The sequence below is a fragment of the Streptomyces fragilis genome, from assembly GCF_003112515.1.
In the GTDB taxonomy this organism is placed as follows: Bacteria; Actinomycetota; Actinomycetes; order Streptomycetales; family Streptomycetaceae; genus Streptomyces; species Streptomyces fragilis.
Genome location: NZ_BEVZ01000002.1, coordinates 282,592 through 305,877, shown reverse-complemented (window position 1 = coordinate 305,877; position 23,286 = coordinate 282,592). Strand labels below are relative to the sequence as shown.

Below are 23,286 nucleotides of genomic sequence, written 5' to 3'. Positions count from 1 at the left end.
TGGATGCCCCTACAATACATGCACACTGTGCAAATTTTCCCACTGGGCATTTTTCTTGCCGTGGCCTTACCATTGCCGACGATGGACACCACCGATCGCAGCGCCGCCCCGGACAGCCCTCCCGGCCTGCGCGAACGCAAGAAGGCCGCGACCCGTGAGGCGGTGCACCGGGCCGCACTGCGGCTGACGGTGGAGAACGGACTGGACCACGTCACGGTCGAGGCGATCGCCGACGAGGCCGGGGTCTCGCGCCGGACGTTCTCCAACTACTTCGCCACCAAGGAGGACGCCGTCCTCTGGGGCGAGGAGCAGCAGGCCGCCGCCCTGTTGCGCGCGGTCGCCGGACGGCCCGCGCAGGAGGGTCCCTGGACGGCGTTGCGGGCCGCCCTGCGCTCCTTCGAGCCCGGGCCCTTCTCGCCCGACCGGGAGACGATCACCCGCACCCGGCTCGCCCTGCGCCATCCCTCGCTGCTGGGCCGGCAGCTCGCCACCCACGCCGGCCTGGAGCAGGACCTCGCCCGCGTCCTGGCCGAGCGGGGCGCCGAGCCGCTCCGCTCCCGCGTCCTGGCCGCCGCCTTCCTGGCCGCCATGCGGACCACCATGCGCACCTGGTTCGAGTCGGAGCACCCGGCCGAGCTGCTCGACCTCGCCGACCAGGTCCTGCACCTCATGGGCCGGCCGTTCGACGATCCCGGCGCCGGGCAGGCCTGAGCCGCGGTACGCGACGCGGTACGGGCGGCGTCGGCGCCGGCGCCGGTGTCGATGTCGGCATCGGTGGCGGGGTCGGCATCGGTGCCGGTGTCGGCCTCGGCGGCGGATCGGACGGATCGGACGGGTCGTCAACCGTCGTCCGCGTGAAGCACTCCGTCGCGCCACCTCACGCGAATTCATGTGTCGGCCACTGGGTCACCCTCGTTGCGTCATCGCCGGGGAGCAGCCTTCCGGATGTCCCAGCCCGACCTCCGAGGAGGCAGCATGGCCGACCTGCACCTGTCCCGCAGAACCGTCCTGGGCCACGGCACCGCCGGGGCCGCCGCCCTGATGCTCGGCACCGGCCTGTGGAGCGCCGATCCCGCCTGGTCCACCCCCGCCGCGATCGACGACCCGTTCACCCTCGGCGTCGCCTCCGGCGACCCGCTGCCCGACGGCGTCGTCCTGTGGACCCGCCTGGCGCCCGACCCGTTCGCCGCCGACGGACTGGGCGGCATGCCGCCCACGCCGGTGCGCGTGGAGTACGAGGTCGCCGCCGACCACCGCTTCCGCAAGGTCGTGCGCCGCGGCAGCGTGGTCGCCACCCCGGAGCTCGGTCACTCCGTCCACCCGGAGGTCGGCGGGCTCCTCCCCGACCGCGTGTACCACTACCGCTTCCGCGCCGCCGGGCACCTCTCCCCCGTGGGCCGCACCCGCACCACCCCGCCGGCGCACGGCCGGCCCGCCGAGCTGCGGTTCGCCTTCGCCTCCTGCCAGGCCTGGCAGGACGGCCACTACACGGCCTACGACCACATGGCCGAGGAGGACCTCGACTTCGTCGTGCACCTCGGCGACTACCTGTACGAGTCCGGCGTGCGCAGCAACCGGCGCGGCGTCACCACCGACCCGAAGTTCCACACCGAGACCTTCGACCTGGCCCGCTACCGCCTCCAGTACGCCCTCTACAAGGCGGAGGAGCCGCTGCGGAAGGCCCACGCCCGCTTCCCCTGGATCGTCACCTTCGACGACCACGAGGTGGAGAACAACTGGGCCGGCGACGTCTCCCAGGCCGACACCGAACCCGACCAGGACCCCGCCGTCTTCCGGCAGCGCCGCGCCGCCGCCTTCCAGGCCCTCTACGAGCACCAGCCGCTGCGCCGTGCCCAGATGCCGCGGGGCCCCGGCATGCGGATCCACCGCCGGCTCGGCTACGGCCGCCTGGCCGACCTCACCATGCTGGACACCCGCCAGTACCGCGACGACCAGGCCGACGGCGACGGCGAGTCCGCCACCAGCACCGCGCGCTTCGACCCCGACCGCACCATCCTCGGCGCCCGCCAGCGCGACTGGGTGCTCGGCAACTTCTCCCGCTCCGGGGCCCAGTGGCAGATCCTCGGCAACCAGGCTCCCATGGGCCGGACCGACAAGGACCCCGGCCCGGCCGAACTGGTCTGGCTCGACCCCTGGGACGGCTACGTCGCCGACCGCAACCGCCTGCTCGCCGAGGCGGACCGGCGCGGCGTGCGCAACCTGGTCGTCATCACCGGCGACCGCCACCAGAACTACGCCTGGGACCTCAAGCGCGACTACCAGGATCCCGAATCCCCCACCGTGGGGGCGGAGTTCGTCGGCACCTCGATCACCAGCGGCGGTGACGGCGTGGACGTCGGCCCGGACGGCGAGACGTTCCTCGCCGCCAACCCGCACATGAAGTTCTTCAACGCACAGCGCGGCTACGCCCGCGTCCACGTCGACCGCCGCCGCTGGACCACGGACTTCCGCGTCGTGCCGTACGTGCAGCGGCCCGGCGCCCCGGTCGCCACCCGAGCGAGCGTGGTCGTCGAGGACCGGGTGCCGGGCGTGCAGGTCTGAGGCGTCCGCCCTTCCCGGCCGGCACGCGTCCCTTCACCGCTTTACGGCCGCACCGCCGCGCACTAGTCTCGGTGGCCGCATCGCGTGCCGGCCACCGTCCGGGTGGAGCATGGAGGTGCCGGGATATGCCCGTTGGAGGCATACCTTGTCCGTCCAGTTGAACCACACCATCGTCCACGCCCGGGACAACCGGGAATCCGCCCGCTTCTTCGCGGAGCTGCTGGACCTCGAGATCACCGCCGAGTGGGGCCCGTTCGTGGCCGTCGAACTCGACAACGGCGTCACCCTCGACTTCGCCACCGTCCCCGAGGAGCACCTCGCCGCCCAGCACTACGCCTTCCTCGTCTCCGAGGAGGAGTTCGACGCCGCGTACGCGCGGATCACGGCACGGGGCGTCGAACACTGGGCCGATCCGCGGCAGACCCTGCCGGGAGAGATCAACCGCAACGACGGCGGCCGCGGCGTCTACTTCCTCGACCCGGCCGGCCACGCCATGGAACTGATCACGGTGCCGTACGGCGGATGGAAGTGACGCCCGCCGCACCGCCCGGCCCCGCGTAGCGGGCACACCGGGGTCCCGCGCCCTCCCGGCCGCCGGCGGCTCAGCCGGCCGCCGTGCGGACGGCCAGGACCGCGATCAGCGCGCTGGAGGCCAGGGCGGTCCCCAGGCGGCCGCGGTCGCCGGTGAGGATCCGCCCCAGCAGGGTGCCGCCTCCCGCGAGCAGCAGCTGCCAGCTCGCGGAGGCCGCGAACGCGGCCAGCACGAACGCGGCCCGCTCCGGCGGCGCGGGGGCGTCGGCCGCGTCGCCGCCGAGCACCAGGGCGGCGAAGTACACCACCGTCATGGGATTGAGCAGCGTGATCCCCAGCAGCGTCAGGTAGGCCCGGCCCGGACCGGTGGGACTCCTCCCGGCCCGGGTCGCGGCCCGCCGGGCGCGGTGGGCGCGGACCGCGGCGCGGGCGCCCAGCACCGCGAGAGCCAGCAGCACCAGCGCGGAGGCCCACCGGAGCGGGTCCGCGAAGGGCCGCACGACTTCGGCGAGCGCCGAGCCGCCGAGGACGGCGAGCAGCGCGTACAGCCCGTCCGCCGTGGCCACCCCGAGTGCCGCGCAGGCGCCGGTGCGCGGCGTGGTCCGCGCGCTCAACGTCACCAGGTACGCGCCGACCGCCCCCACCGGCACGGCGATGCCGTACCCCGCGAGCAGCCCCGCGACCAGGGCCCCGTTCACCGGCGTGGGCGGGTCGCTCCCGGCAGGCCGGCGCTCCGGCGCTGTCGGCCCCGCGCCGATCGGGCGGCGGAGGGCGGCAGCGGGCGGGCGGTGGTCGCGTTCATGGGCAGATGGTCGGCGGCGGCGCCCCGGCCGCGCAATCGGATTTCTGCGCGACCACATGTCCGCGCGCCCCCCCTTCCGCGGACGGACCCACATCGCCCGCGACCCCACTTCCGCGGACGGACCCACATCTCCGCGCCCCGGCCGCGGACGCCGCGCGCCGCCTTCTCAGACGTGCGGGAGATCGTCCTCCGGCTCGTCCCGGGCCGTCGTTCCGGCAACCCACAGCGGCATCAGCCAGTGGGTGACCAGCACAGCGATCAGCAGGGGTGCGGCGTAGGCCGTGGGGGCGGCGCCCAGGACGGCGCCCGCGCAGAGCAGGACGGCCACGGCGGCCAGCAGCAGCAGCGTCATCGCCCGGTGGGCCAGCGCCCCGACCCGGGCCCGGTCGGTCAGCTGGCGCTCGTCCAGGGCACGTTCGCGCAGTTCGAGCAGGCCGCGGGTGGCACTGTTGATCACCCCGGTGAGGAACATCCAGGCGAGCAGCAGCGGGACCATCGGCACGAGCAGCCACCACTGCTCCCGCTGCGCCAGGTAGAGGTACGTCATGAGCCCGCCGAGCGCCGCCGTGAGCGCCACGTGGGCGGCGACGACCACCCTGCGGCGACGGGCCGACGCGTACAGGGTCCGCCCCTCGCCGCGGTTCATCAGGCGAACCATGGCCCGGTCGTAGCGGGTGAGGTGGTCGGTCGTCATCACTGCTTCCCTCCGTAGACCTCTTCGGTGAGCGGCTGGAACGGCTCGAGGGAGAACAGCGCCTCCACCGGCAGCCCGAAGTACTTCGCGATCCTCAGCGCCAGGTCGAGGCTCGGGTTGTACTGCCCCCGCTCGATGTAGCCGACGGTCTGGTAGTGCGCGCCCACGGCCTCGGCCAACTCCTGCCGCGACACCTTCCGCTCAGCGCGCACCATCGCCAATCTGTTGTGCACCTGCTCGCTCATGTATAAGAAGTACTACATTTCGAGGCACTCGGACTGCACGACTTTCGGCCAACGTGCACCGGACGACAGGGACGCGTGGGATGCGGTGGTCGTCGTCATGTGCTCCACGCCAGGGGCCGGGCCGCCGCCGGGGCTTCTCGAAACCTGACCGGTCCTCGACCGCCCGAGCCGCGCCCTCCTGGCCTAACGTGTCGTTCCATGACGTTGCTGATCGTCGGGGCCGGCGGCTACCTCGGCTCCGAGCTGGCGCGGCAGGCGACGGCCGCCGGGCGGCGGGTCGCCGGGACCTTCACCCGGCGGCCCGGCACCGTGCCCGGCGTGGCCTGGCTGCCGCTGGACCTGCGCGATGCGGCCCGGCTCGACCGGGTGCTGGACGAGGCGCGCCCGGACACCGTGGTCAACGCGGCCTACCGCAAAGGGGACTGGGGCGTCACCGCGGAGGGCGCCGTCCGGGTCGCCATGGCCGCCGCGGAGCGGGGCCTGCGGCTGGTGCACGTGTCCAGCGACGCGGTCTTCTCCGGCGCCCGGGTCCACTACGACGAGGACGCCCGTCCTGACCCCACCACCCCGTACGGGGCGGCGAAGGCCGCGGCCGAGACCGCCGTCCGTCTGCTCACGCCCGCGGCGGCGGTGGTCCGCACCTCGCTGATCCTCGGCGACGGCGACTCCGTGCACGAGCGGCTGGTGCACGACCTGGCCGCCGGACGCCGGGCCGGCGTGCTCTTCACCGACCAGGTCCGCTGCCCGGTCCACGTCGCGGACCTCGCCGCGGCACTCCTGGAACTGGCGGAGCCGACGCACGCGGGGACCTTCCACGTCGCGGGACCCGACGCGGTCAGCCGCCACGAACTCGGCCTCCTGATCGCCCGCCGCGACGGCCTCGACCCGGCGGCGGTGCCGGCCGGCCGGCGCGCGGACAGCGAGGACGCGGGCCCGGCGGACGTCCGCCTGGACGGCGGGGCCACCGGGCGTCTGCTGCGCACCCGGGTGCGCGGCGCCGCGGAGTTCCTGGCCCCGAAGGCCCCGAGGGCCTGAGTCCGGCGGAGCCGGACCCCGCCGTCACTCGCGGGGGTCCAGCCGCATGGTGGTCGAGCGGGCCGGCTCGGTCAGGATGGTCTCCAGCGAGGCCGGATAGGCCTCGTACTTGGCGTAGTAGGCGGCGTCCACGCGGTCGTTGAGCCGGGGATCGGCGTCGACGACCGTCACGTCCTTCTCCACGCCGCCCGCCCGGATGCGGCCCTGGTGGCGGGCCCGGGTGCCCCGGTACCAGCGGGAGCCGGGGCCGTAGACCGACCGGACGTAGACGTCGTCGCCGTCGCGGACCACCCAGATGGTGCGCCAGTCGCTCAGTGCGCCGTCCTCGCCGACGGAGGCGATCTCGAGTTCTTCCGCTTCGCCGATGCCCGCGAGTTCGGTGCGGGTCCAGGTGGTCATCACGTCTCGGCTCCTCGCTGGGGTTCGGTCGCGCCTGATCCCAGCGGAACGGCTGACCGCGGCCCACGCCACCGGTGGGCGTCCGGACGGACCAACACCCGGCCCGTCCGGACACCGCCGGCTCACCGCACCCGCACGGTCAGCAGAGCGGAACGCCCGGCAACTGGGCCGACGGGTGGTCGATGTAGATGTTGGACACGAAGCCGTTCTGGTCGCGCAGCTTGCTCCACCAGTTGTTGGTGTAGCCCTCCGCGTTGACCGTGTCGCCCTGCTTCTGGCAGACCACCCACACCGCGGTCGGCCCGCCCAGGGTGGCGACCACCGGGGCGCTCAGCCGCGCGTCGGCGCGGACGTTGACCCCGCTCCCCCAGGTGGTGAAGGCGGCGCCGCCGCTCCCCCCGCAGCCGTTGTCACTGGTCAGGTAGGCCTGGTTGTAGGAGCCCGGGTAGGACAGCCCGACGCCGTTGATGACGATGTTCTGCCCGGTGCCGTTGTACAGCTGCTCGTAGTGGATGTGGGCCCCCGAGGAGTTCCCGGTCGAGCCCGTGGTGCCGATCTGCTGGCCCTGGCCGACGTAGGCGCCGCTGGGCACGGAGTACGCCGCGAGGTGGAAGTAGTAGGTGCGCCAGCCGCCGCCGTGGTCGATGACGATGTAGTTGCCGGCGCCGCTCGCCTGGTAGTAGCGGGTGGCCGTGCCCGCGGCGGAGGCGAGGACCGGGGTGCCGGCGGTGGCGCCGCCGTCGGCACGGACGAAGTCCAGGGCGCGGCGCACCTCGGCGGAGTGGTGGCTGTACGTCCAGCGCTGCCCGCAGGGGTAGGGCGCCTTGAAGTTGGGGGCGGCGGCGACCGCGCCCGCGGCGGCCTGCGCCGGGGAGGCGGAGAGACCGGTGAGGGAGAGCAGCACGACGGCGATCAGGGCGGGGAGGCGTCTGAGCAGGGACACGTTGCTCCTCGGGACGGGGGGACGCCGCGGAACGCGACGCCCGGAACGTAGGACCGCCGCCCCGCCCCCGGCAAGGGCCGGTATCGGCCTTCTCCGGTCACGCCGCGCTTCTTGCTGTTATGACTTACCGATCGTCAATCATCGTCCACCACCTCGGTGACGCGCCCGGTCGCGTCGAGCTGTCCCGTTCCCCTGCCGGAGCCGTTCCGCTCTCACGGCCGGACCAGCGCCGCCGCCCGGCGCCGGGCCCACAGCAGCAGGACCGCCGTGACCGCCCAGCAGGCCGTCATCCGCCCGGCGCCCGGATCACCGGCGCCGCCGAGGAGCACGGTCACCGCGGCGACGCCCGCCAGAGGTCCCGCCGCGTTCCACAGCAGGGCCAGTCCCGGCCCGGCTCCGGTCAGCGCGGCGGACCCGTACAGCAGCGCGACGCGGGTGGGCGGGCGGTAGGCGCTCACCAGCCCGGCCGCCACCATCACCGACACCGCCGCGGCGACGACCGCCGGCGTCCAGGGTCCGCCCGTCACCAGCGCGACGACCGCCCCCGCCACCGTCAGCACGGCCGTCGGCACCACCGCGTGCGCCACCACGGTCCGCTCGAACGGCCGCGGTGACCAGGCGGCCCGGCGGGGATCGTCCCCGTCCAGCCGGGCCGGTTCCAGGAGCCGGGCGGCCGCCGCGTAGGCCGGTACGGCCGCGGCCGCCGTCACCGGCGGTCCGGCGCCGCCCGCCGCGGCGGCCGGCGGTCCGGCGCCGCCCGCCGCGGCGGCCGCTGCCCAGGCGACGGCTCCGCCCAGCAGGGCCACCGCCGAGGCGGTCCGCCGCGGCGTTGCCGCCAGGGCCACGGCGTCCCGCCAGACCGTCAGCAGACGCGGGGAGCGCGGAGCGGCGAGCCGCCCGGCCCACCGGGCGGTCCTCCCCCGGCCCCGGGCCTCCCGCGCGCGGGCCGCAGCCAGGCGCACCACCCGCGGGTCCGCCGCGAGCACTCCGGCCAGCACACCACCCGCGGCCCCGGCCCGGACCCGCAGCGTCTCCGCGGGGATGCCCCCCAGGCACCGCACGGCGAGCCACAGCGCGCCGGCCGTGACCGACAGGAGGAGGAACACCGCCACCGGCCACAGCGGGGCCCTGCCTCCCGCCGCCGCCACGACCGGCTGCGCGGCCCAGCCCCAGGGCCCGGACCACAGTTCCGCCGTCTCCAGCCACCGCGCCCTGCTCCCCAGCGCCGCGGCGACCGCCTGGGCGCCCGCCGACAGCAGGGCCGCCACCGCCCACGGGGTGGCGCGGTGCACGGCGTCCGCCGCCCGGCGCGAACGCTGGACCACCGCCGCGGCGGCGACGGCCCACAGGGCCGTGCAGACGGCGGCGCCGGCGCAGGCGGCCGTCAGCGGCCCCAGGGCGCCCTGACCGGTCGCCGCGAGCACGGCCGCCCCGGCGACTCCCAGCAGCAGCGCGGCGGCCGCCCAGAGAGCGGCGGACAGCCCGAACCACGGCAGCAGCACCGCCCGCCGCCGCACCGGCAGGGCCAGCAGCCAGTCCACGTCCGGTCCGGGCGGCGTGACCGGGCCCCGCCAGAGCGCGTCGCGCAGCGCCGCCCACAGGGCGGCGGCGGCCACCGCGACGAGACCCGCGGGCAGCGCCGCCTCGACCACGGCGGCGTGCGCGGCGAACGGCCGTTGCCGCACCTCGGCGAGCAGCCCCGCCAGGAAGAGGCCGTACCACCCGGCGAGCAGCACCAGCGCGGTGTAGGCGCGGGAGACGAACCGCCGTCCGCGCTCCGCGCCGCGCCGCGCCCTCAGCCAGGCCAGGACCTCGGCCGTCCGGTCCTCGTGCGGCGTCTCCTTCCGCTCCGGGGGCCGGGCACGCGGAGTCACGGGCGGCCCGCCGCTCACCGTTCCACCGTCGCGAGCACCTCGTCCGCGGGACCGTCCGCGACCACCGCCCCGTCCTCCATCAGCACCACGCGGTCCGCGGCACCCGCCAGCTCGCGGTGGTGGGTCGCGTAGAGGACGGCCGTGCCGCGCGCGCCCTCGGCGCGCACCATGCCGGCCAGGCGGCGCCGGGCGCCGGGGTCGAGCCGCTGTTCCGGCTCGTCGAGCACCAGCAGGTCGCGCGGCCGGAGCAGCGCGGCTGCCAGCAGCAGCGACTGCAGCTGCCCCGAGGACAGCGCGCCGGGGACGGACCCGCCGTGCGCGTGAAGGCGCAGTGCGCGCAGAGCCGTGTCGATCCCCTCCCGTTCCACGCCGTGGGCGACGGCCACCAGCTCCAGGTGCTGGCGCACGGTGAGGTCCGGGTACCAGCTCGGCGTGTCGGCGACGACTGCCACCCGGGCCCGCACCCGCGGGTCGTTCTCGCTCATCGGCGCGCCGTCGAAGGTGACCGTCCCGGCGTCGGGCCGGTCGCGTCCGGCGGCGATCCGCAGCAGGGTGGACTTGCCCGACCCGTTCGGCCCCATCAGGGCGACGCGTTCTCCGCGCCGGACGACCAGCCGGACGGCGCGCAGCGCGACCCGTTCCCCGTAACTCCGGCACACTCCCGTGGCCGTCAGCAGATCCGCCGGTCCCACCGCGCCGCTCCTCCCCCGCGGGCGTCCCACCCGCCGTTTCCCGCCGGTCATCACACCACGGGGGCGGGCGACACGGGAGAGACCCCGGTCACTCCCGGCACCGCCACCGACCCACCGGCCCTGCACCTGTGCTACGGTCACAGAAGTTGCAGTTTTGGTTCCCAGAGGCTTCGAGTGCTCTTCCGACCCTTTCGTCGACGAGCACTCTTTTTGTTTTCGGCGGTCTCACCGCTTGCCGGAGATCTCCGGACGGGAAATCATCGCAGCGACTCCGGTTCCACACGGTGTGGATCCGGGCACTGCCCCAGAAGGAGATTCAATATGGCATCTGGCACCGTGAAGTGGTTCAACTCGGAAAAGGGTTTTGGCTTCATCGAGCAGGACGGCGGCGGCCCCGACGTCTTCGCCCACTACTCGAACATCGCCACCTCCGGCTTCCGTGAGCTTCAGGAGGGCCAGAAGGTGAACTTCGACGTCACGCAGGGCCAGAAGGGCCCGCAGGCCGAGAACATCGTTCCTGCCTGACGCCGACGCGCGTACGACGGACTGGGGCCCGCACACTTTGGGGTGCGGGCCCCAGTCCCGTGCTTTCCGGCACCACCGGGCGGCCCGGCCTCACGCCGCCGCCCGCACCGCACGGACGAACCCATGACGGAGGTGCGCCTCCCGTCCACCCGTCCGGCTCATTCTTTCGGCGCAGTCGCCCGCCCTTTTTCCGGCCGGCCCTGTTTCGCCCGTTCACCGGCTCAGTATTGCGAATACCCGCATGGCGTTCATCCGCCCGGGGGAATTCCTCGATACGTGTGCCGCATCGAGGAAGGTTCCGCATGAACCGCACCACACGTTCCAACGGCTCGCGTCCCGACCGCCGCACCGCGGCCGGTTTCGGCGGCTCGGGCGGCTCCGCCCGCGGCGCCGGCCGTTTCCGTTCGCAGGGCTCCGGCTCCGGCGGCGGCCGTCAGGGCGCCCCGTCCCGCAAGGGCGGCACCCGTCGTCCCTCCTCGCCGGCCCGTTCCGCCGAGTTCGCGCCGCCCGCCACCATCACCCCGGCGCTGCCGGCCGTGGAGGCGTTCGCCGAGCTGGACCTGCCGGCGGCGCTGCTGTCCGCGCTGACGGCGCAGGGCGTCACGGCTCCGTTCCCGATCCAGGCGGCCACGCTGCCGAACTCGCTGGCCGGGCGTGACGTCCTGGGCCGCGGCCGCACCGGCTCCGGCAAGACGCTGGCCTTCGGCCTGGCCCTGCTGGCCCGCCTCGCGGGGCAGCGCGCCGAGTCCCGTCAGCCGCTGGGCCTGGTCCTGGTGCCCACCCGTGAGCTGGCCCAGCAGGTCACCGACGCGCTCACCCCGTACGCGCACGCCCTGCGGATGCGGCTCACCACGGTGGTCGGCGGCATGTCGATCGGCCGCCAGGCGAGCGCGCTGCGCGGCGGCGCGGAGGTCGTGGTGGCCACCCCGGGCCGTCTGAAGGACCTCATCGACCGCGGCGACGTCCGGCTGGACCGGGTCTCGATCACGGTCCTCGACGAGGCCGACCAGATGACCGACATGGGCTTCATGCCGCAGGTCACCGCGCTGCTGGACCTGGTGCGCCCGGACGGGCAGCGGATGCTGTTCTCCGCCACCCTGGACCGCAACGTGGACCTGCTGGTGCGCCGCTACCTGCACGACCCGGTGGTCCACTCGGTGGACCCGTCGGCGGGCGCGGTCACCACGATGGAGCACCACGTGCTGCACGTCTTCGACGCCGACAAGCACGCCACGACCACGGAGATCGCCGCCCGCGACGGTCGCGTGATCATGTTCCTGGACACCAAGCACGCGGTGGACCGGCTCACCAAGCACCTGCTGTCGGTGGGCGTGCGGGCCTCGGCGCTGCACGGCGGCAAGTCGCAGCCGCAGCGGACGCGGACGCTGGCCCAGTTCAAGGACGGCCTGGTGAACGTGCTGGTCGCCACGAACGTTGCGGCGCGCGGCATCCACGTCGACAACCTGGACCTGGTCGTGAACGTGGACCCGCCGGCCGACCACAAGGACTACCTGCACCGTGGCGGCCGCACCGCGCGGGCGGGCGAGTCGGGCACCGTCGTGACGCTGGTGCTGCCGAACCAGCGCCGGGACATGGACCGGCTGATGGCCGACGCCGGCATCACCCCGCAGATCGCCAGGGTCCGCTCGGGCGAGGCGGAGCTGACCCGGATCACCGGCGCCCAGGCGCCGTCCGGTGTCCCGGTCGTCATCCAGGCGCCGCCCGCCGCTGCCCCGGCCTCGCGGTCGGTGGCCTCCCGCCGCGGTCGCCGCAGCCGCCCCTCGCAGGCCCGCCGCCGCACCACCGGCGGCAGCACCGGCCGCTGATCCCTGCCGCGCCCCTCTCACCGCCCGCCCGCGCCCGAGTGCGCCGGCGGGCGGTCCCGTTCGTGCCCCGGGGACGTGGGGCATGGGGAAGCCCCCGGCCGGTGGGGCGGCTCGGGGGCTCGGATCGTGCCGGACCGGTCGGGCCGGCCGGGTCAGTCGGGCCGGCCGGGTCAGTCGGACGAGGGGTCGTCGGGGGCGGAGGTGTCGGGGGCGTCGTCCCGGTGCTCCTCCTCGGGGGTGACGTCCCGCTCCCCCGTGACCTCCTCGAGCGGCGTCCTGTCGGCGTCGCCGTCGGCCTCGTGGTCCTTCGGGTCGGGCATGACGGGGTCCTCCTCCGTGCGGGGTGCCGGGCTGTCCCCTCGCGAGTCACCCCTTCGCGCCGCTCGAACCCTCAGCGCGCCGGCCGCACCCCGCCGTCGCCCCCGGTCCCGCCCGCCCGGTGCGTCCCCGTCGCGCGGCCGTCGCCGCGGGTGAGGGCCAGGGCCAGGGCGATCATGCCCAGGCCCAGGCCCAGGTGGAGCCAGTTGTCGGCGGTGTTCAGCGGCACGAAGTTGGCGTCGCTGTGCCGGTCGACCACCAAGCCGTAGATCCACAGCGCCAGGTAGACCAGACCGCCGCCGAGCAGGTACGCGCGGGCCGCCGGCACGGTCCTGGCCAGGGCCAGGCCGAGGACGCCGAGGAGCAGGTGGAGCAGGTTGTGCAGGATGGAGACCTGGAAGACGCCCAGCAGCTTCGCCCCCGACTCGTGCGAGGCGAACTCCATGTCGCCGTAGTGGGTGGTGATCCCGGGGATGAACCCGAGGAGTCCCACCAGCACGAACACCAGGCCCACCGCCTGGGCGGCCCGCTGCACCGGTGCGCGGGCACCGCCCTGACGCGCGTCGTTCGTGGTCATCGCGTACCACCTCCTCACGGCGGCGCCGGCCTTCGGCTTCCGCCCTGTGCACGGCCGGTGCCCACCCCGGACGCGGGTACGCCGACTCTCACCCGCACGGCCGACGCCTCACGCCGCCGGACACCCGATCGGGCGGGCCGGGAGTTTTCCGGCCCCGTGGGAGGGCACTCGCCCGCCATGTCCCGCGATACGTCTCCGCTCGCCGACCGCACCGCCGCACTGCTGCTGAAGGGCTACGACTGGCTGCCCGGCCTGGTCCGCCGGCACGGCGTCCCGTTGCGCACCCGGCTGGCCGGCCGCCCCGCCGTGGCGCTGCGCGGCCCGGAGGCCGTCCGGTTCGTCTACGACGAGCGCCACGTGGTGCGCGGCCCCGCGATTCCGGAGCCGGTGCTGAGCACGCTGTTCGGCAAGGGCGCCGTGCACACCCTGGACGGGGAGGCCCACCGGGTGCGCAAGGCGATGTTCCTGTCCCTGCTGGCCGACCCGGCGCAGGTCGCCGACCTCACCGAGCGGGTCGCCGACGCCTGGGAGGAGGCGGTGCCGGGCTGGGCGGGCCGCGAGGAGGTCGTGCTGTTCGACGAGGCGGCCGTGGTGCTCACCAAGGGCGTGTGCCGCTGGGCGGGGGTGCCGCTCGAGGAGGCGGACGCCCGTCCGCTCGCCCGGGACCTGGTGGCCATGGTCGACGGCTTCGCCACCGCCGGTCCGCGGCACTGGCGGGCCCGGCGGGCCCGCGCCCGGCGCGAGTTCTGGGCGGCCGGCGTCGTCGAGGAGGTCCGCGACGACGCGCTGTCCCCGCCGGAGGGTTCCGCGCTCGACGTGATCGCCCGCCACCGCGACGCCGACGGCCTGCTGCTGGAGCCGCGGGTGGCCGGCGTCGAGCTGCTCAACGTGCTGCGTCCGACGGTCGCGGTGACCTGGTTCCTCTCCTTCGCCGGCCACCTGCTGCACCACCGGCCCGACGTCCGGGACCGGCTGTGGGCGGACGACGCCGCCTACCTGGCCGCCTTCGTCCACGAGCTGCGGCGCTTCTACCCGTTCGCCCCGTTCGTCGGCGGACGCGCCCCGGCGGACGTCTCCTTCCAGGGCGAGCCGGTCCCCGAGGGCGCCATGGTGCTCATCGACCTGTTCGGCCAGAACCACGACGAGGAGCTGTGGGGCGACCCGTTCGTCTTCCGGCCCGAGCGCTTCCTGCAGCGGCCGGTGGAGCGCGACGAACTGGTGCCGCAGGGCGGCGGCGACCCGGCCACGGGCCACCGGTGCCCCGGTGAGGCGGTCACCATCGCGCTGCTGGAGGCGCTGACGCTGCGGCTGGCCCGGCTGGACCACGAGGTGCCCGACCAGGACATGCGGATCTCCCTGCACCGGGTGCCGGCCCGGCCGCGCAGCGGCCTGCGGATCACCGTGACGGGGAGGTGACACCGGTGCCGAAGCCGAAGCGGTACGCGGTCGCGGCGTCCGGCCGGTGGACCGACGAGGAGGACGGGCGCCGGCTTCCCGCGGGCGAGGTGCACGCGTGGGAGCCGGGGACCAACCAGACCGTCTGCGGGCTGTCCATCAGCCGTTCGGAGCTGACCCGCTTCTCCGGCGTCCTGTGGCAGGACGCCTTCCCGGAGTCCGGTGGCGACGCGGACCGCGTCCGCCGGGTGTGCCCCCGGTGCGCCTCGGTCGCCGGACGGCGCGGTCCCGACGCGCGTCCCCGCTGGCAGCGCACCAGGCCACGGCCGTGACAACGCACACATCTCCGCCCACACTTGCCCCGGTCCGCCGCCCCGGGGGATGGTGGAAGGACCAATGTCGTTCAGAAGGGCGGTCGGCGCGCAGATCCACCTGTTGCGCCCCTGATCCGTGGACTCTTCGCGTTCCCTCCACGAAACCCCCCGGGCCGCCGTGTTCGACGGGGGTGCTTCCCGTACCGCCCCCTTCCCCGTCCTGACCGCGGACCCGATGGGGGTGCTCGCCACGCTCAACGCGGCCGCTGCGGCGCTCCTCCCGCGGGCGGCGGCCGGTGTGCCGATGCGTGAGGCGGCCCCCTCCTGGCTGGTCAAGGCGCACGAGCGCGCCTGCCGGACCTCGGCCGCGTCGGACGACCCCAAGCCTCCCGCCTGCGGTCCGGTGGGCGACCGCTGGTTCACCGCCCTGGCGGTCTTCACCGACGACGGCGGCGTCTCCTGGTGGCTCACCGACGAGACCGCCCGCCACCGCGCCGAGCGCCGACTGGCGGAGGAGCGCCGGGTCGGCACCGTGCTCAACGAGGTCTCCGGGGCGCTGCTCGCGACGCTGAACCCCGAGCGCTGCATGGAGCTGACCGCGCGGCTCGCGGCCGAGCACCTGGCCGACGCGGCGGTGGTGGTCTCCCCGGTGCTCGGTCGCGGCCTGCCGGTCGCCGTGTGCGGTCCGGACGGCGTGACCACGCACCAGGTGCTGCGCGCGGACCCCGAGGCCGTGCCGGACCTGGACGAGGCGCTGCGGGGCCGCCTGCCCTCCCCCGCCACGATCGCGCTGGACCCGTCGGTGCTGCCCTCCTGGGCGGTGCCCGAGGCGCTGGCCGGGCCGGTGACCCGTGCCTCGCTGACGCCGCTGCCCGGCCAGGGCGTGCCCGCCGGGGCGCTGCTGCTGCTCGACACGGGAGCCTCCGACGGCGCGGACGACGCCCGTCCCGGGCCCGACTTCGCGCGGCTGTTCGCCACCCGGGCCGGCGCCGCGCTCTCCGCGGCCCGGCTGCACGCGGAGCAGGCGGCGATCACCGCGACCCTGATGCGCAATCTGCTGCCGCCCGACCTGTCCACCGTGCACGGCGTGGAGTACGCGGGCGTCTACCGGCCCTCGGGGGCCAGCGAGCGGGTGGGCGGCGACTTCTACGACGTCCATCCCGGCCCCGGACCGCAGGACGAGACGCTGGTGGTGCTGGGCGACGTGTGCGGCAAGGGCCTGGAGGCCGCCGTGCTGACCGGCAAGATACGCAACACCCTGCAGGCGCTGCTGCCGCTCTCCGGCGACCACCAGCGGCTGCTGGGCCTGCTCAACGACGCGCTGCTGGCGCCCGACAACCCGCGCTTCGTCACCCTGGCGCTCGCCTCGGTGGTGCGGGACGGTCCGCTGGTGCGGCTGCGGGTCACCAGTGCCGGGCACATGCCACCGGTGGTGGTCCGCCGCTCGGGCGAGGTGGAGGAGGTCCCCACCCGGGGCACCCTGGTCGGCGCGTTCCGCAGCATCAGCTCCACCACCGCCGAGGTCGTGCTGCGGCCCGGCGAGACGTGCGTGCTGTTCACCGACGGCATCACCGAGGCGCGCGGCGGCCCGCTGGGCGACGACATGTTCGGCCAGGGGCGGCTGTCGGCGGCGCTCCGGCGGTGCGCCGGCATGCCGGTCGACGCCCTGGTGGATCATGTGCACATGCTGGCCGCCGACTGGCTCGGCGGCGGTGACCACGACGACATCGCGGTGGTGGCCGTCGGGGCCCCGTACCGCTCAGCTTCTGAGGAAGGCCCGGCAGCATGACGACACAGCACCGCGCGGACGGCGGCACGGACGGCGGCGGCAGCCCGTGGGAGCGGGTCCCCGCGAAGGTCCACGAGGACCTTTGGGAGGCCCTGCGCCAGGGCGACGAGTACACGGCGTCCGGTGTCGTGCTGGACGCCGTGGACGCGGGCGTCAGCGTGGAGGACGTGCTGCTGGGGCTGATAGCGCCGGTCCAGGAGCGGATCGGCGCGGAGTGGGCCGCCAACCGGATCACCGTGGCCCAGGAGCACACCGCCACCGCCGTCAACGAGCGGGTGATGGCGGCCCTCGCCCACCACCCGGCGTACCGGCCGCCGCCCCCGCACCGCGGGCGGATCACGGTGGCCTGCGTGGACGGCGAGTGGCACTCCCTGCCGGCCCGGCTGGTCGCGGAGGTGCTGCGGCGGCGCGGCTGGGACGTCGGTTTCCTCGGGGCGCACGTGCCGACGCCGCATCTGGTCGCCGACCTGCACGCCTCGGCGCCGCGGGCGGTCGCGCTGTCCTGTTCGATGCCGCGTCACCTGCCCACCGCGCACCGGGTGGTGGCGGCCTGTCAGGCGGCCGGCTTCCCCGTCCTGGCGGGCGGGCGGGCCTTCGGGCCGGACGGGCGGCACGCGCGGACGCTGGGCGCGGACGGGTGGGCGCCGAACGCGCAGGGGGCGGCGGAGGTGCTGGAGTCGGGGCTGGCCGGGAGTCTGCCGCGGCCGGCGCACCGGCCGGTCGACGACCTGCCGCACCTGGCGGACCAGGAGTACTCGACGGTGACGCGGGCGAGGCAGCGGCTGGTGCGGGAGACGCTGGCGGCGCTGGAGGACCGGTTCCCGCCGATGCGGGCGTACGACGACGTGCAGCGCGAGCGGACCGCGGAGGACGTGGCGCACGTCGTCGACCACCTCGCGGCGGCGCTGTACGTCGACGACGACGAGCTGTTCACCTCGTTCGTCTCCTGGACGGCGGACGTCCTGACCACCCGCGGTGTCCCCGCGGAGAGCCTCGACCCCACCCTGGACCTGCTCGCCGCGCACCTCCCCGACGCCACCCCGCGCGCCCACCGCGTCCTCGCCGCGGGCCGCACCGCACTCACCACCGGCCTCCGGCCCCGCCCCACCGCCACCTGACCCGCCGCCCGCGGGGATGCGGGCGGCGGGTCATGAGGGGGCGTGCGGGGGCGGGGCGTGGAGGGGTCAGGGGCGGATCACCGCTCGGACGCAGCCGTCCTCCTTGTGCTTGAAGAGGTCGTAGGCGCGCGGCGCCTCGTCCAGGGGCACCGTGTGCGTCGCGAGGTGCGCGGTGCTGATCTCCCCCGCGGCGACCTTCTCCAGCAGCATCGGGATGTACCGCTGCCCGTGCATCTGCGCGCCGCGCAACGTCAGGCCCTTGTTGACGATCGCGCCGAGCGGGAACTTGTCGACGGCCCCCGCGAAGACGCCCAGGACGAACACCGTGCCGCCCTTGCGGCAGGCGTGGATCGCCTGCCGCACGGCCGTCGGCCGGTCCGTCTGCAGCCGCAGCTGCTGCTTGACCTTGTCGTAGAGGTGCCCGATGCCGTCGCTGTGGGCCTCCTGCCCGACCGCCTCGATGCAGACGTCCGGCCCGCGCCCGCCGGTGCGCTCGCGCAGCTCCGCGGCGACGTCGGTGCGGGTGTAGTCGATGGTCTCGGACCCGATGTACCGCTCCGTCATGGCCAGCCGTTCGGGGATCCGGTCGATGGAGATGACCCGCTCGGCCCCCTTGAGGAGGGCGGCCCGCGCGGCCATCTGCCCGACCGCCCCGCAGCCCCAGACGGCGACGACGTCGCCCGGCTTCACGCCGCCGAGGTCCGCGCCCATCCACCCCGTCGGCACGGAGTCGGAGACGAACAGGGCGCTGACGTCGTCGACGTCCTCGGGCACGGGGAAGGCCCCGTGGTCGGCGAAGGGGACGCGGACGTACTCCGCGTGGCTGCCCCGCAGTCCGCCCATGGCGTGCGAGTAGCCGAAGATGCCGCCCGTCTCGTAGCCGAAGAGTGCCTGGCCGATGCCCGGGTTGGTGTTGGTGTTGTCGCACAGCGACCACAGGTCGTTGGCGCAGTACCAGCACCGCCCGCAGCCGATGAAGGAGCAGACCACCACGCGGTCGCCGGGCTTGTGCTTCCGGACCCCGCGCCCGGTCTCCACCACCTCGCCGACGAACTCGTGACCGATGACGTCGCCGGCCCGCATGGCGGGGATGTAGCCGCCGATCAGGTGAAGGTCGGACCCGCAGGTCGTGCCGGCCAGCAGCCGCACGATCATGTCCTGGTCGTTGCGCAGTTCCGGTTCGGGGACCTGTTCGACGGCCAGCTCGTTGACGCCTTCCCAGCACAGGGCCTTCACAGCACTCCCTCCCCGCCGGACCTCCGGCTCGCCAGTGCGATGACCTTGCCGCCCGGCCGGTCGTGGGTGGTGGGCGGCGCGTCCGGCCGCATCACCTCGCCGGTCTCCAGCAGCGACTTGGCCTCCCGGAGCGCCACCCGCAGCTCCTGGCGGGGGTCCTGGGCGGCCAGCCGCCCCGGCAGGGACGTCGCGAGGGCGGAGGGCCGCTTCTTGGCGCGCACCGCCAGTTCGGTCCCGCGGTCGCCGGGCGCGGTGCGGATCTCCACGTCGATCCGGGTCGCGAAGGCGTCCAGCGGGGGCGGCAGTTCACCCTTCGACCCCACCTCCTCGGGCGGCCGGTTGACGGTGACGGTCAGCCACCGGTCACCTGGCCGGCCGTCCCCGGCCTTCCTGCTGCGGGCCTTGCGCACCGCCACGGCCCCGGCGGCGAGCACGGGAAACCACATGATCTTCTTCATTCGGTCCTCTCGGCAGTGCGTCCGGTGTCCGTCCTGTCAGCGGTGGGGTACCGGGACGGACGGGTTCGAAACGGCCGGGAACGGCCAGGGCGGTCAGCGCCCCGACCGCCGGGCCCGCGCCGCCAGCAGGGCCGCGCCGGTGACCGAGAGGGCCGCCCCGGCGAGGACGCCCGGGCGGCGGGCGCCGAGGTCACGCAGCCGGTCGTAGCCGCTGAGCGGGACGCCGAGCACGGCGTTGCCCGGCGGGCGCCGGGGGATGCCGGGGTGCGGCCTGGTGGGCGCGCCGCGCCGGACCGCGTCCCAGGACGCGCCGACCTGGCGCAGCCGCCGGTCGTCGAGGGCGGCCCGCAGCAGGGGCAGCAGTTCGTCCTCCTCGTCGCGGATGTCCTGGCGGATCAGGGCGAACGCCTCGGCGATCCACTCCGCGCGGCGGGGGTCGGCCGGGTCCGCCTCCTCGACCTTGGCGACCAGCTCGTTGACGGCCTGGTGTTCCTCCTCGACCACCGCGGTCAGCGCCTCGCCGTCGTCGGACACCCGCCGCAGCAGCGGCCACAGCACGGTCTCCTCGGCGAAGGCGTGGCTGAACACCAGCTGGACGATGGACCTCCAGAGCTCGTCGCGCTCCGGGCCGTCGGTCGCCGCCTGCTCGTAGGCGTTCATCATCCGGTCGAGTTCGTCGTGGTCGCGGCGCTGGCGCGCCAGGATGCTGTTCTCGCCGCCGAGTTCGGCGGTGTCGAGGTCCGCGACGGACTGCGGCCGGGTGGTCGGGGCGGACTGCTCGGTCATGCGGGCGCCTCACGTGAAGAAGGAGTCGGGCGGTCGTGCCCTGCGAGTGACCAGGAACGCGCCCGTCAATCCCGCCGGCGGTAGAGTCGGCCCCCCTCCCCCGAACCCCTGCGAGGTGCCCCGTGCCGGCCGTCCCCCGTGAGCTCGCCGAACTTCCCTACGCGCGCCACCTGGAGCCGTTGCGCGGCGAGCTGGAGACGGAAGGGACCTACGACACCGTGCACGCCGACGACCGGGAGTTCCCGGAACCCCGGGCGGGCGGTGCGCGGTTCGTCGAGTGCGCCTTCACGTCGGTGGCGTTCGAGGGCGGGCGGATGCGGCGGGCGCGGTTCGACGACGTGTGGTGCCACACGGTGCGCTGGGTGGGCACCGACCTGGCCGAGTCCTCGTGGATGGACGTCTCGGTGCTGTCCGGCATGCTGGCCGGGGTGCAGGCGTTCGGCACGACCCTGCGCCGGGTGACCTTCTCGCACTGCAAGCTGGACTCGGTCAACTGGCGTTCCGCGGCGCTGCGCGAGGTCCGGTTCGAGGACTGCCTGCTGCGCGACGTGGACTTCGGCGAGGCGACGCTGACCGACGTGTCCTTCCCCGGAACCGTCCTCGACGGGGTCCGGCTGCGCCGCGCCCGCATGCGCGGGGTGGACCTGCGCGGCGCGGCGTCGCTGGGCATCGCCGACGGTGTGGAGGCGCTGCGCGGCGCCACCATCGACCAGGCTCAACTCCTCGACCTCGCCCCGGCCTTCGCGCAGGCCCTGGGTGTGACGGTGGCCGCCCGCTGACCTGTCCCGTCCCGCGGCCCGGCGGCGGACCGCACGGGCCGGGGCGCCCGCGTGCAGGGCCGTCACCGGCCACGGTCTCCCCTCACCCTCACGGGTGTTTCATGCCCCCGTTCGGCCCTGGGACCCGGAGGCGACGCGCGGTGACGCCCCGCCGGCGCGGCTATCTTCCGCTGGACCGGTGACGCCGCGGCCACCACGGCAGGGCGACGACGTCCTCGGCGCCGCCGGGCTCGTCCACCCGTGCCCAGGCGTCGAGCGCGTCGAGCGCGCCGCACGCCACCGACCGAGGAGACCGATGGCGTCCCACACCGAAGAACCTGTTGCCCCGGTACCCGTGGCGGGCCGCCGCAGGGCGGGCCGCGTGGTGGTCTCCTGGCTGACGACGACCGACCACAAGAAGATCGGTCATCTCTACCTGATCAGCTCGTTCGTCTTCTTCCTGCTGGCCGGCCTGCTGGCGCTGCTGATGCGGGCCGAGCTGGCCCGGCCGGGCCTGCAGCTGATCTCCAACGAGCAGTACAACCAGTCGTTCACCACGCACGGCACGATGATGCTGCTGCTCTTCGCGACGCCCACCTTCGCCGGTTTCGCCAACGCGATCATGCCGCTGCAGATCGGTTCCCCCGACGTCGCCTTCCCGCGGCTGAACGCGTTCTCCTTCTGGCTGTTCCTCTTCGGCAGCCTGATCGTGCTCAGCAGCTTCCTCACGCCGCAGGGCACCGCGGACTTCGGCTGGACGGCGTACACGCCGCTCAGCGGCATCCGGCGCACCGGCTACCTCGGCGGCGACCTGTGGATCATGGGGCTGGCGCTGTCCGGCTTCGGCACCATCCTGGGCGCGGTCAACTTCATCACCACGATCCTGTGCCTGCGGGCCCCCGGCATGACCATGTTCCGGATGCCGATCTTCACCTGGAACGTGCTGCTCACCTCGGTGCTGGTGCTGCTGGCCTTCCCGGTCCTGGCCGCCGCCCTGTTCGTGCTGGAGGCGGACCGCAAGTTCGGCGCCCACGTCTTCGAGGCGGCGAACGGCGGGGCGCTGCTGTGGCAGCACCTGTTCTGGTTCTTCGGCCATCCCGAGGTGTACATCATCGCGCTGCCGTTCTTCGGGGTGATCAGCGAGATCATCCCGGTCTTCGCCCGCAAGCCGATCTTCGGCTACATGGGTCTGGTCGGGGCGACCATCGCCATCACCGGCCTGTCGGTCGCGGTGTGGGCGCACCACATGTTCGCCACCGGCGGTGTGCTGCTGCCGTTCTTCTCCTTCATGACCTTCCTGATCGCCGTGCCCACCGGGGTGAAGTTCTTCAACTGGATCGGCACCATGTGGAAGGGCTCCCTGTCGTTCGAGCCGCCGATGCTGTGGGCGGTGGGCTTCCTGGTCACCTTCCTCTTCGGTGGCCTCACCGGCGTGATCCTGGGCTCGCCGCCGCTGGACTGGCACGTCACCGACTCCTACTTCGTGGTGGCGCACTTCCACTACGTGGTGTTCGGCACCGTGGTGTTCGCGATGTTCGGCGGCTTCAGCTTCTGGTGGCCGAAGATGACCGGCACCATGCTGGACCAGCGGCTGGAGAAGGTGCACTTCTGGACGCTGTTCGTGGGCTTCCACGGCACCTTCCTGGTGCAGCACTGGCTGGGCGCGGAGGGCATGCCCCGTCGCTACGCCGACTACCTGGCCGCCGACGGCTTCACCGCCCTCAACACGGTCTCCTCGATCGCCGCGTTCCTGCTCGGCCTGTCGACGCTGCCGTTCCTCTACAACGTCTGGAAGACGGCCAGGTACGGGCGGCGGATCACGGTGGACGACCCGTGGGGCTTCGGCCGCTCGCTGGAGTGGGCCACCTCCTGCCCGCCGCCGCGCCACAACTTCGAGACCCTGCCCCGCATCCGCTCCGAGTCGCCGGCGTTCGACCTGCACCACCCGGACCTGGCCGCCTTCGACGAGGACGAGAACGACGGCAAGAGGGACGTCCTGGACGCGGCGAGCCACCGGGGGTCGAGGACGTGACCCCCGCGCAGCAGGGCGGCGGCGAGATCTCGCCGGCCGTCGAGATGGAGGGCTACCTGATCGCCCACGCCCACCGCGAGAGCGCGCGCGAGGAGGCCGAGACCCTGTGCGCCCGCCTGCCGTGGCTGACCGGGGCGCAGGCGGAGGAGGTGGCACGGCAGTACGTGCTGCTGCGCATCGGCCTGACCCGGCGTCTGCTGAAGGACACCGCCGAGCGCGCCGAGCGGCTGCGCGAGGAGTACGAGGCACGCTACGAGGACCTGCGGCGCACCCTGCTGCGCCGCCACGCGGGGGCCGCCTGCGCCACCGTGGCCTGCGCGGCGGGGCTCACCGCCCTGGCGTCGATGGCGGCGCGCTGACGACGGGCGCCGGGCCCC

Annotated in this window: 25 protein-coding genes; 13 read left to right on the top strand and 12 right to left on the bottom strand. The window is 74.5% G+C overall.

Annotation, left to right across the window (positions count from 1 at the left end):
• The first annotated feature begins 81 nt into the window (after nt 1–81).
• The 3 genes from Sfr03f_RS03445 to Sfr03f_RS03435 all read left to right on the top strand — a co-directional run bounded on the left by Sfr03f_RS03445 (nt 82) and on the right by Sfr03f_RS03435 (nt 3,094).
• Nucleotides 82–711, top strand: a complete 630-nt coding sequence (locus Sfr03f_RS03445) for a TetR/AcrR family transcriptional regulator (protein ID WP_108952194.1) — start codon at nt 82–84, stop codon at nt 709–711.
• 264 nt (nt 712–975) lie between these two features.
• Nucleotides 976–2,562, top strand: coding sequence for an alkaline phosphatase D family protein (locus Sfr03f_RS03440; RefSeq protein ID WP_108952193.1), 1,587 nt, complete (start codon nt 976–978; stop codon nt 2,560–2,562).
• Nucleotides 2,563–2,707: 145 nt separating this feature from the next.
• Complete coding sequence (locus Sfr03f_RS03435; RefSeq protein ID WP_108952192.1) at nt 2,708–3,094, top strand: VOC family protein; 387 nt, start codon at nt 2,708–2,710, stop codon at nt 3,092–3,094.
• A gap of 70 nt (nt 3,095–3,164) precedes the next feature.
• Here the strand turns inward: Sfr03f_RS03435 and Sfr03f_RS03430 are convergent, their stop codons facing one another.
• From Sfr03f_RS03430 to Sfr03f_RS03420, 3 genes are all read right to left on the bottom strand, one after another.
• The gene (locus tag Sfr03f_RS03430; protein WP_245967380.1) at nt 3,165–3,791 is read right to left on the bottom strand and encodes a LysE family transporter; all 627 of its coding nucleotides are present in this window, start codon (nt 3,789–3,791) and stop codon (nt 3,165–3,167) included.
• A gap of 270 nt (nt 3,792–4,061) precedes the next feature.
• Entirely contained in the window at nt 4,062–4,589 is a 528-nt protein-coding gene (locus tag Sfr03f_RS03425; protein ID WP_108952191.1) for a hypothetical protein, read from the bottom strand.
• Nucleotides 4,589–4,834, bottom strand: coding sequence for a helix-turn-helix transcriptional regulator (locus tag Sfr03f_RS03420; protein WP_108952190.1), 246 nt, complete (start codon nt 4,832–4,834; stop codon nt 4,589–4,591). The genes Sfr03f_RS03425 and Sfr03f_RS03420 overlap by 1 nt, the downstream gene beginning before the upstream one ends.
• Nucleotides 4,835–5,032: 198 nt before the next feature.
• Here Sfr03f_RS03420 and Sfr03f_RS03415 point away from each other — a divergent pair, with 198 nt between their 5' ends.
• Complete coding sequence (locus tag Sfr03f_RS03415; protein WP_108952189.1) at nt 5,033–5,869, top strand: SDR family oxidoreductase; 837 nt, start codon at nt 5,033–5,035, stop codon at nt 5,867–5,869.
• A 24-nt stretch (nt 5,870–5,893) separates the two neighbouring features.
• Here the strand turns inward: Sfr03f_RS03415 and Sfr03f_RS03410 are convergent, their stop codons facing one another.
• The 4 genes from Sfr03f_RS03410 to Sfr03f_RS03395 form a co-directional block, all read right to left on the bottom strand.
• Nucleotides 5,894–6,268 (bottom strand): DUF2255 family protein, encoded by a 375-nt coding sequence (locus Sfr03f_RS03410; protein WP_108952188.1) that lies wholly within the window; start codon nt 6,266–6,268, stop codon nt 5,894–5,896.
• 139 nt (nt 6,269–6,407) lie between these two features.
• Nucleotides 6,408–7,211 (bottom strand): peptidoglycan DD-metalloendopeptidase family protein, encoded by an 804-nt coding sequence (locus tag Sfr03f_RS03405; RefSeq protein ID WP_108952187.1) that lies wholly within the window; start codon nt 7,209–7,211, stop codon nt 6,408–6,410.
• 212 nt (nt 7,212–7,423) lie between these two features.
• Nucleotides 7,424–9,085: a hypothetical protein gene (locus Sfr03f_RS03400; RefSeq protein ID WP_159105529.1), complete on the bottom strand. Its 1,662-nt coding sequence runs from the start codon at nt 9,083–9,085 to the stop codon at nt 7,424–7,426.
• Between the two features lie 14 nt (nt 9,086–9,099).
• Nucleotides 9,100–9,777, bottom strand: coding sequence for an ATP-binding cassette domain-containing protein (locus Sfr03f_RS03395; protein WP_245967379.1), 678 nt, complete (start codon nt 9,775–9,777; stop codon nt 9,100–9,102).
• A 321-nt stretch (nt 9,778–10,098) separates the two neighbouring features.
• Here Sfr03f_RS03395 and Sfr03f_RS03390 point away from each other — a divergent pair, with 321 nt between their 5' ends.
• Nucleotides 10,099–10,302, top strand: coding sequence for a cold-shock protein (locus Sfr03f_RS03390; protein ID WP_108952184.1), 204 nt, complete (start codon nt 10,099–10,101; stop codon nt 10,300–10,302).
• A 302-nt stretch (nt 10,303–10,604) separates the two neighbouring features.
• The gene (locus tag Sfr03f_RS03385) at nt 10,605–12,128 is read left to right on the top strand and encodes a DEAD/DEAH box helicase (RefSeq protein ID WP_108952183.1); all 1,524 of its coding nucleotides are present in this window, start codon (nt 10,605–10,607) and stop codon (nt 12,126–12,128) included.
• Between the two features lie 170 nt (nt 12,129–12,298).
• Here Sfr03f_RS03385 and Sfr03f_RS30105 read toward each other — a convergent pair whose 3' ends face one another.
• Both Sfr03f_RS30105 and Sfr03f_RS03380 read right to left on the bottom strand, forming a co-directional pair.
• Entirely contained in the window at nt 12,299–12,448 is a 150-nt protein-coding gene (locus tag Sfr03f_RS30105) for a hypothetical protein (protein WP_159105528.1), read from the bottom strand.
• Nucleotides 12,449–12,519: 71 nt separating this feature from the next.
• The gene (locus tag Sfr03f_RS03380) at nt 12,520–13,023 is read right to left on the bottom strand and encodes a DUF4383 domain-containing protein (protein WP_108952182.1); all 504 of its coding nucleotides are present in this window, start codon (nt 13,021–13,023) and stop codon (nt 12,520–12,522) included.
• A 177-nt stretch (nt 13,024–13,200) separates the two neighbouring features.
• Here Sfr03f_RS03380 and Sfr03f_RS03375 point away from each other — a divergent pair, with 177 nt between their 5' ends.
• The 4 genes from Sfr03f_RS03375 to Sfr03f_RS03360 all read left to right on the top strand — a co-directional run bounded on the left by Sfr03f_RS03375 (nt 13,201) and on the right by Sfr03f_RS03360 (nt 17,639).
• The gene (locus tag Sfr03f_RS03375) at nt 13,201–14,439 is read left to right on the top strand and encodes a cytochrome P450 (protein ID WP_108952181.1); all 1,239 of its coding nucleotides are present in this window, start codon (nt 13,201–13,203) and stop codon (nt 14,437–14,439) included.
• Between the two features lie 5 nt (nt 14,440–14,444).
• Nucleotides 14,445–14,750 carry a hypothetical protein gene (locus Sfr03f_RS03370; RefSeq protein ID WP_108952180.1) on the top strand — a complete coding sequence of 102 codons (306 nt, stop codon included), beginning with the start codon at nt 14,445–14,447 and terminating at the stop codon, nt 14,748–14,750.
• Nucleotides 14,751–14,967: 217 nt separating this feature from the next.
• Nucleotides 14,968–16,521: a PP2C family protein-serine/threonine phosphatase gene (locus Sfr03f_RS03365; protein ID WP_174721524.1), complete on the top strand. Its 1,554-nt coding sequence runs from the start codon at nt 14,968–14,970 to the stop codon at nt 16,519–16,521.
• Entirely contained in the window at nt 16,518–17,639 is a 1,122-nt protein-coding gene (locus Sfr03f_RS03360; protein ID WP_108952179.1) for a cobalamin B12-binding domain-containing protein, read from the top strand. Before Sfr03f_RS03365 ends, Sfr03f_RS03360 begins: the two co-directional genes overlap by 4 nt.
• Before the next feature lie 66 nt (nt 17,640–17,705).
• Here Sfr03f_RS03360 and Sfr03f_RS03355 read toward each other — a convergent pair whose 3' ends face one another.
• The 3 genes from Sfr03f_RS03355 to Sfr03f_RS03345 form a co-directional block, all read right to left on the bottom strand.
• The gene (locus Sfr03f_RS03355; protein WP_108952178.1) at nt 17,706–18,875 is read right to left on the bottom strand and encodes a zinc-dependent alcohol dehydrogenase; all 1,170 of its coding nucleotides are present in this window, start codon (nt 18,873–18,875) and stop codon (nt 17,706–17,708) included.
• The gene (locus Sfr03f_RS03350) at nt 18,872–19,333 is read right to left on the bottom strand and encodes a hypothetical protein (protein WP_108952177.1); all 462 of its coding nucleotides are present in this window, start codon (nt 19,331–19,333) and stop codon (nt 18,872–18,874) included. Before Sfr03f_RS03350 ends, Sfr03f_RS03355 begins: the two co-directional genes overlap by 4 nt.
• Nucleotides 19,334–19,426: 93 nt before the next feature.
• Nucleotides 19,427–20,119, bottom strand: coding sequence for a hemerythrin domain-containing protein (locus Sfr03f_RS03345; protein WP_108952176.1), 693 nt, complete (start codon nt 20,117–20,119; stop codon nt 19,427–19,429).
• A gap of 122 nt (nt 20,120–20,241) precedes the next feature.
• Here Sfr03f_RS03345 and Sfr03f_RS03340 point away from each other — a divergent pair, with 122 nt between their 5' ends.
• The 3 genes from Sfr03f_RS03340 to Sfr03f_RS03330 all read left to right on the top strand — a co-directional run bounded on the left by Sfr03f_RS03340 (nt 20,242) and on the right by Sfr03f_RS03330 (nt 23,268).
• Nucleotides 20,242–20,898, top strand: coding sequence for a pentapeptide repeat-containing protein (locus Sfr03f_RS03340; protein ID WP_108952175.1), 657 nt, complete (start codon nt 20,242–20,244; stop codon nt 20,896–20,898).
• A 295-nt stretch (nt 20,899–21,193) separates the two neighbouring features.
• Nucleotides 21,194–22,909 (top strand): aa3-type cytochrome oxidase subunit I, encoded by a 1,716-nt coding sequence (gene ctaD, locus Sfr03f_RS03335; RefSeq protein WP_108952174.1) that lies wholly within the window; start codon nt 21,194–21,196, stop codon nt 22,907–22,909.
• Nucleotides 22,906–23,268 (top strand): hypothetical protein, encoded by a 363-nt coding sequence (locus tag Sfr03f_RS03330; protein ID WP_245967378.1) that lies wholly within the window; start codon nt 22,906–22,908, stop codon nt 23,266–23,268. The genes ctaD and Sfr03f_RS03330 overlap by 4 nt, the downstream gene beginning before the upstream one ends.
• Nucleotides 23,269–23,286: the final 18 nt, after the last annotated feature.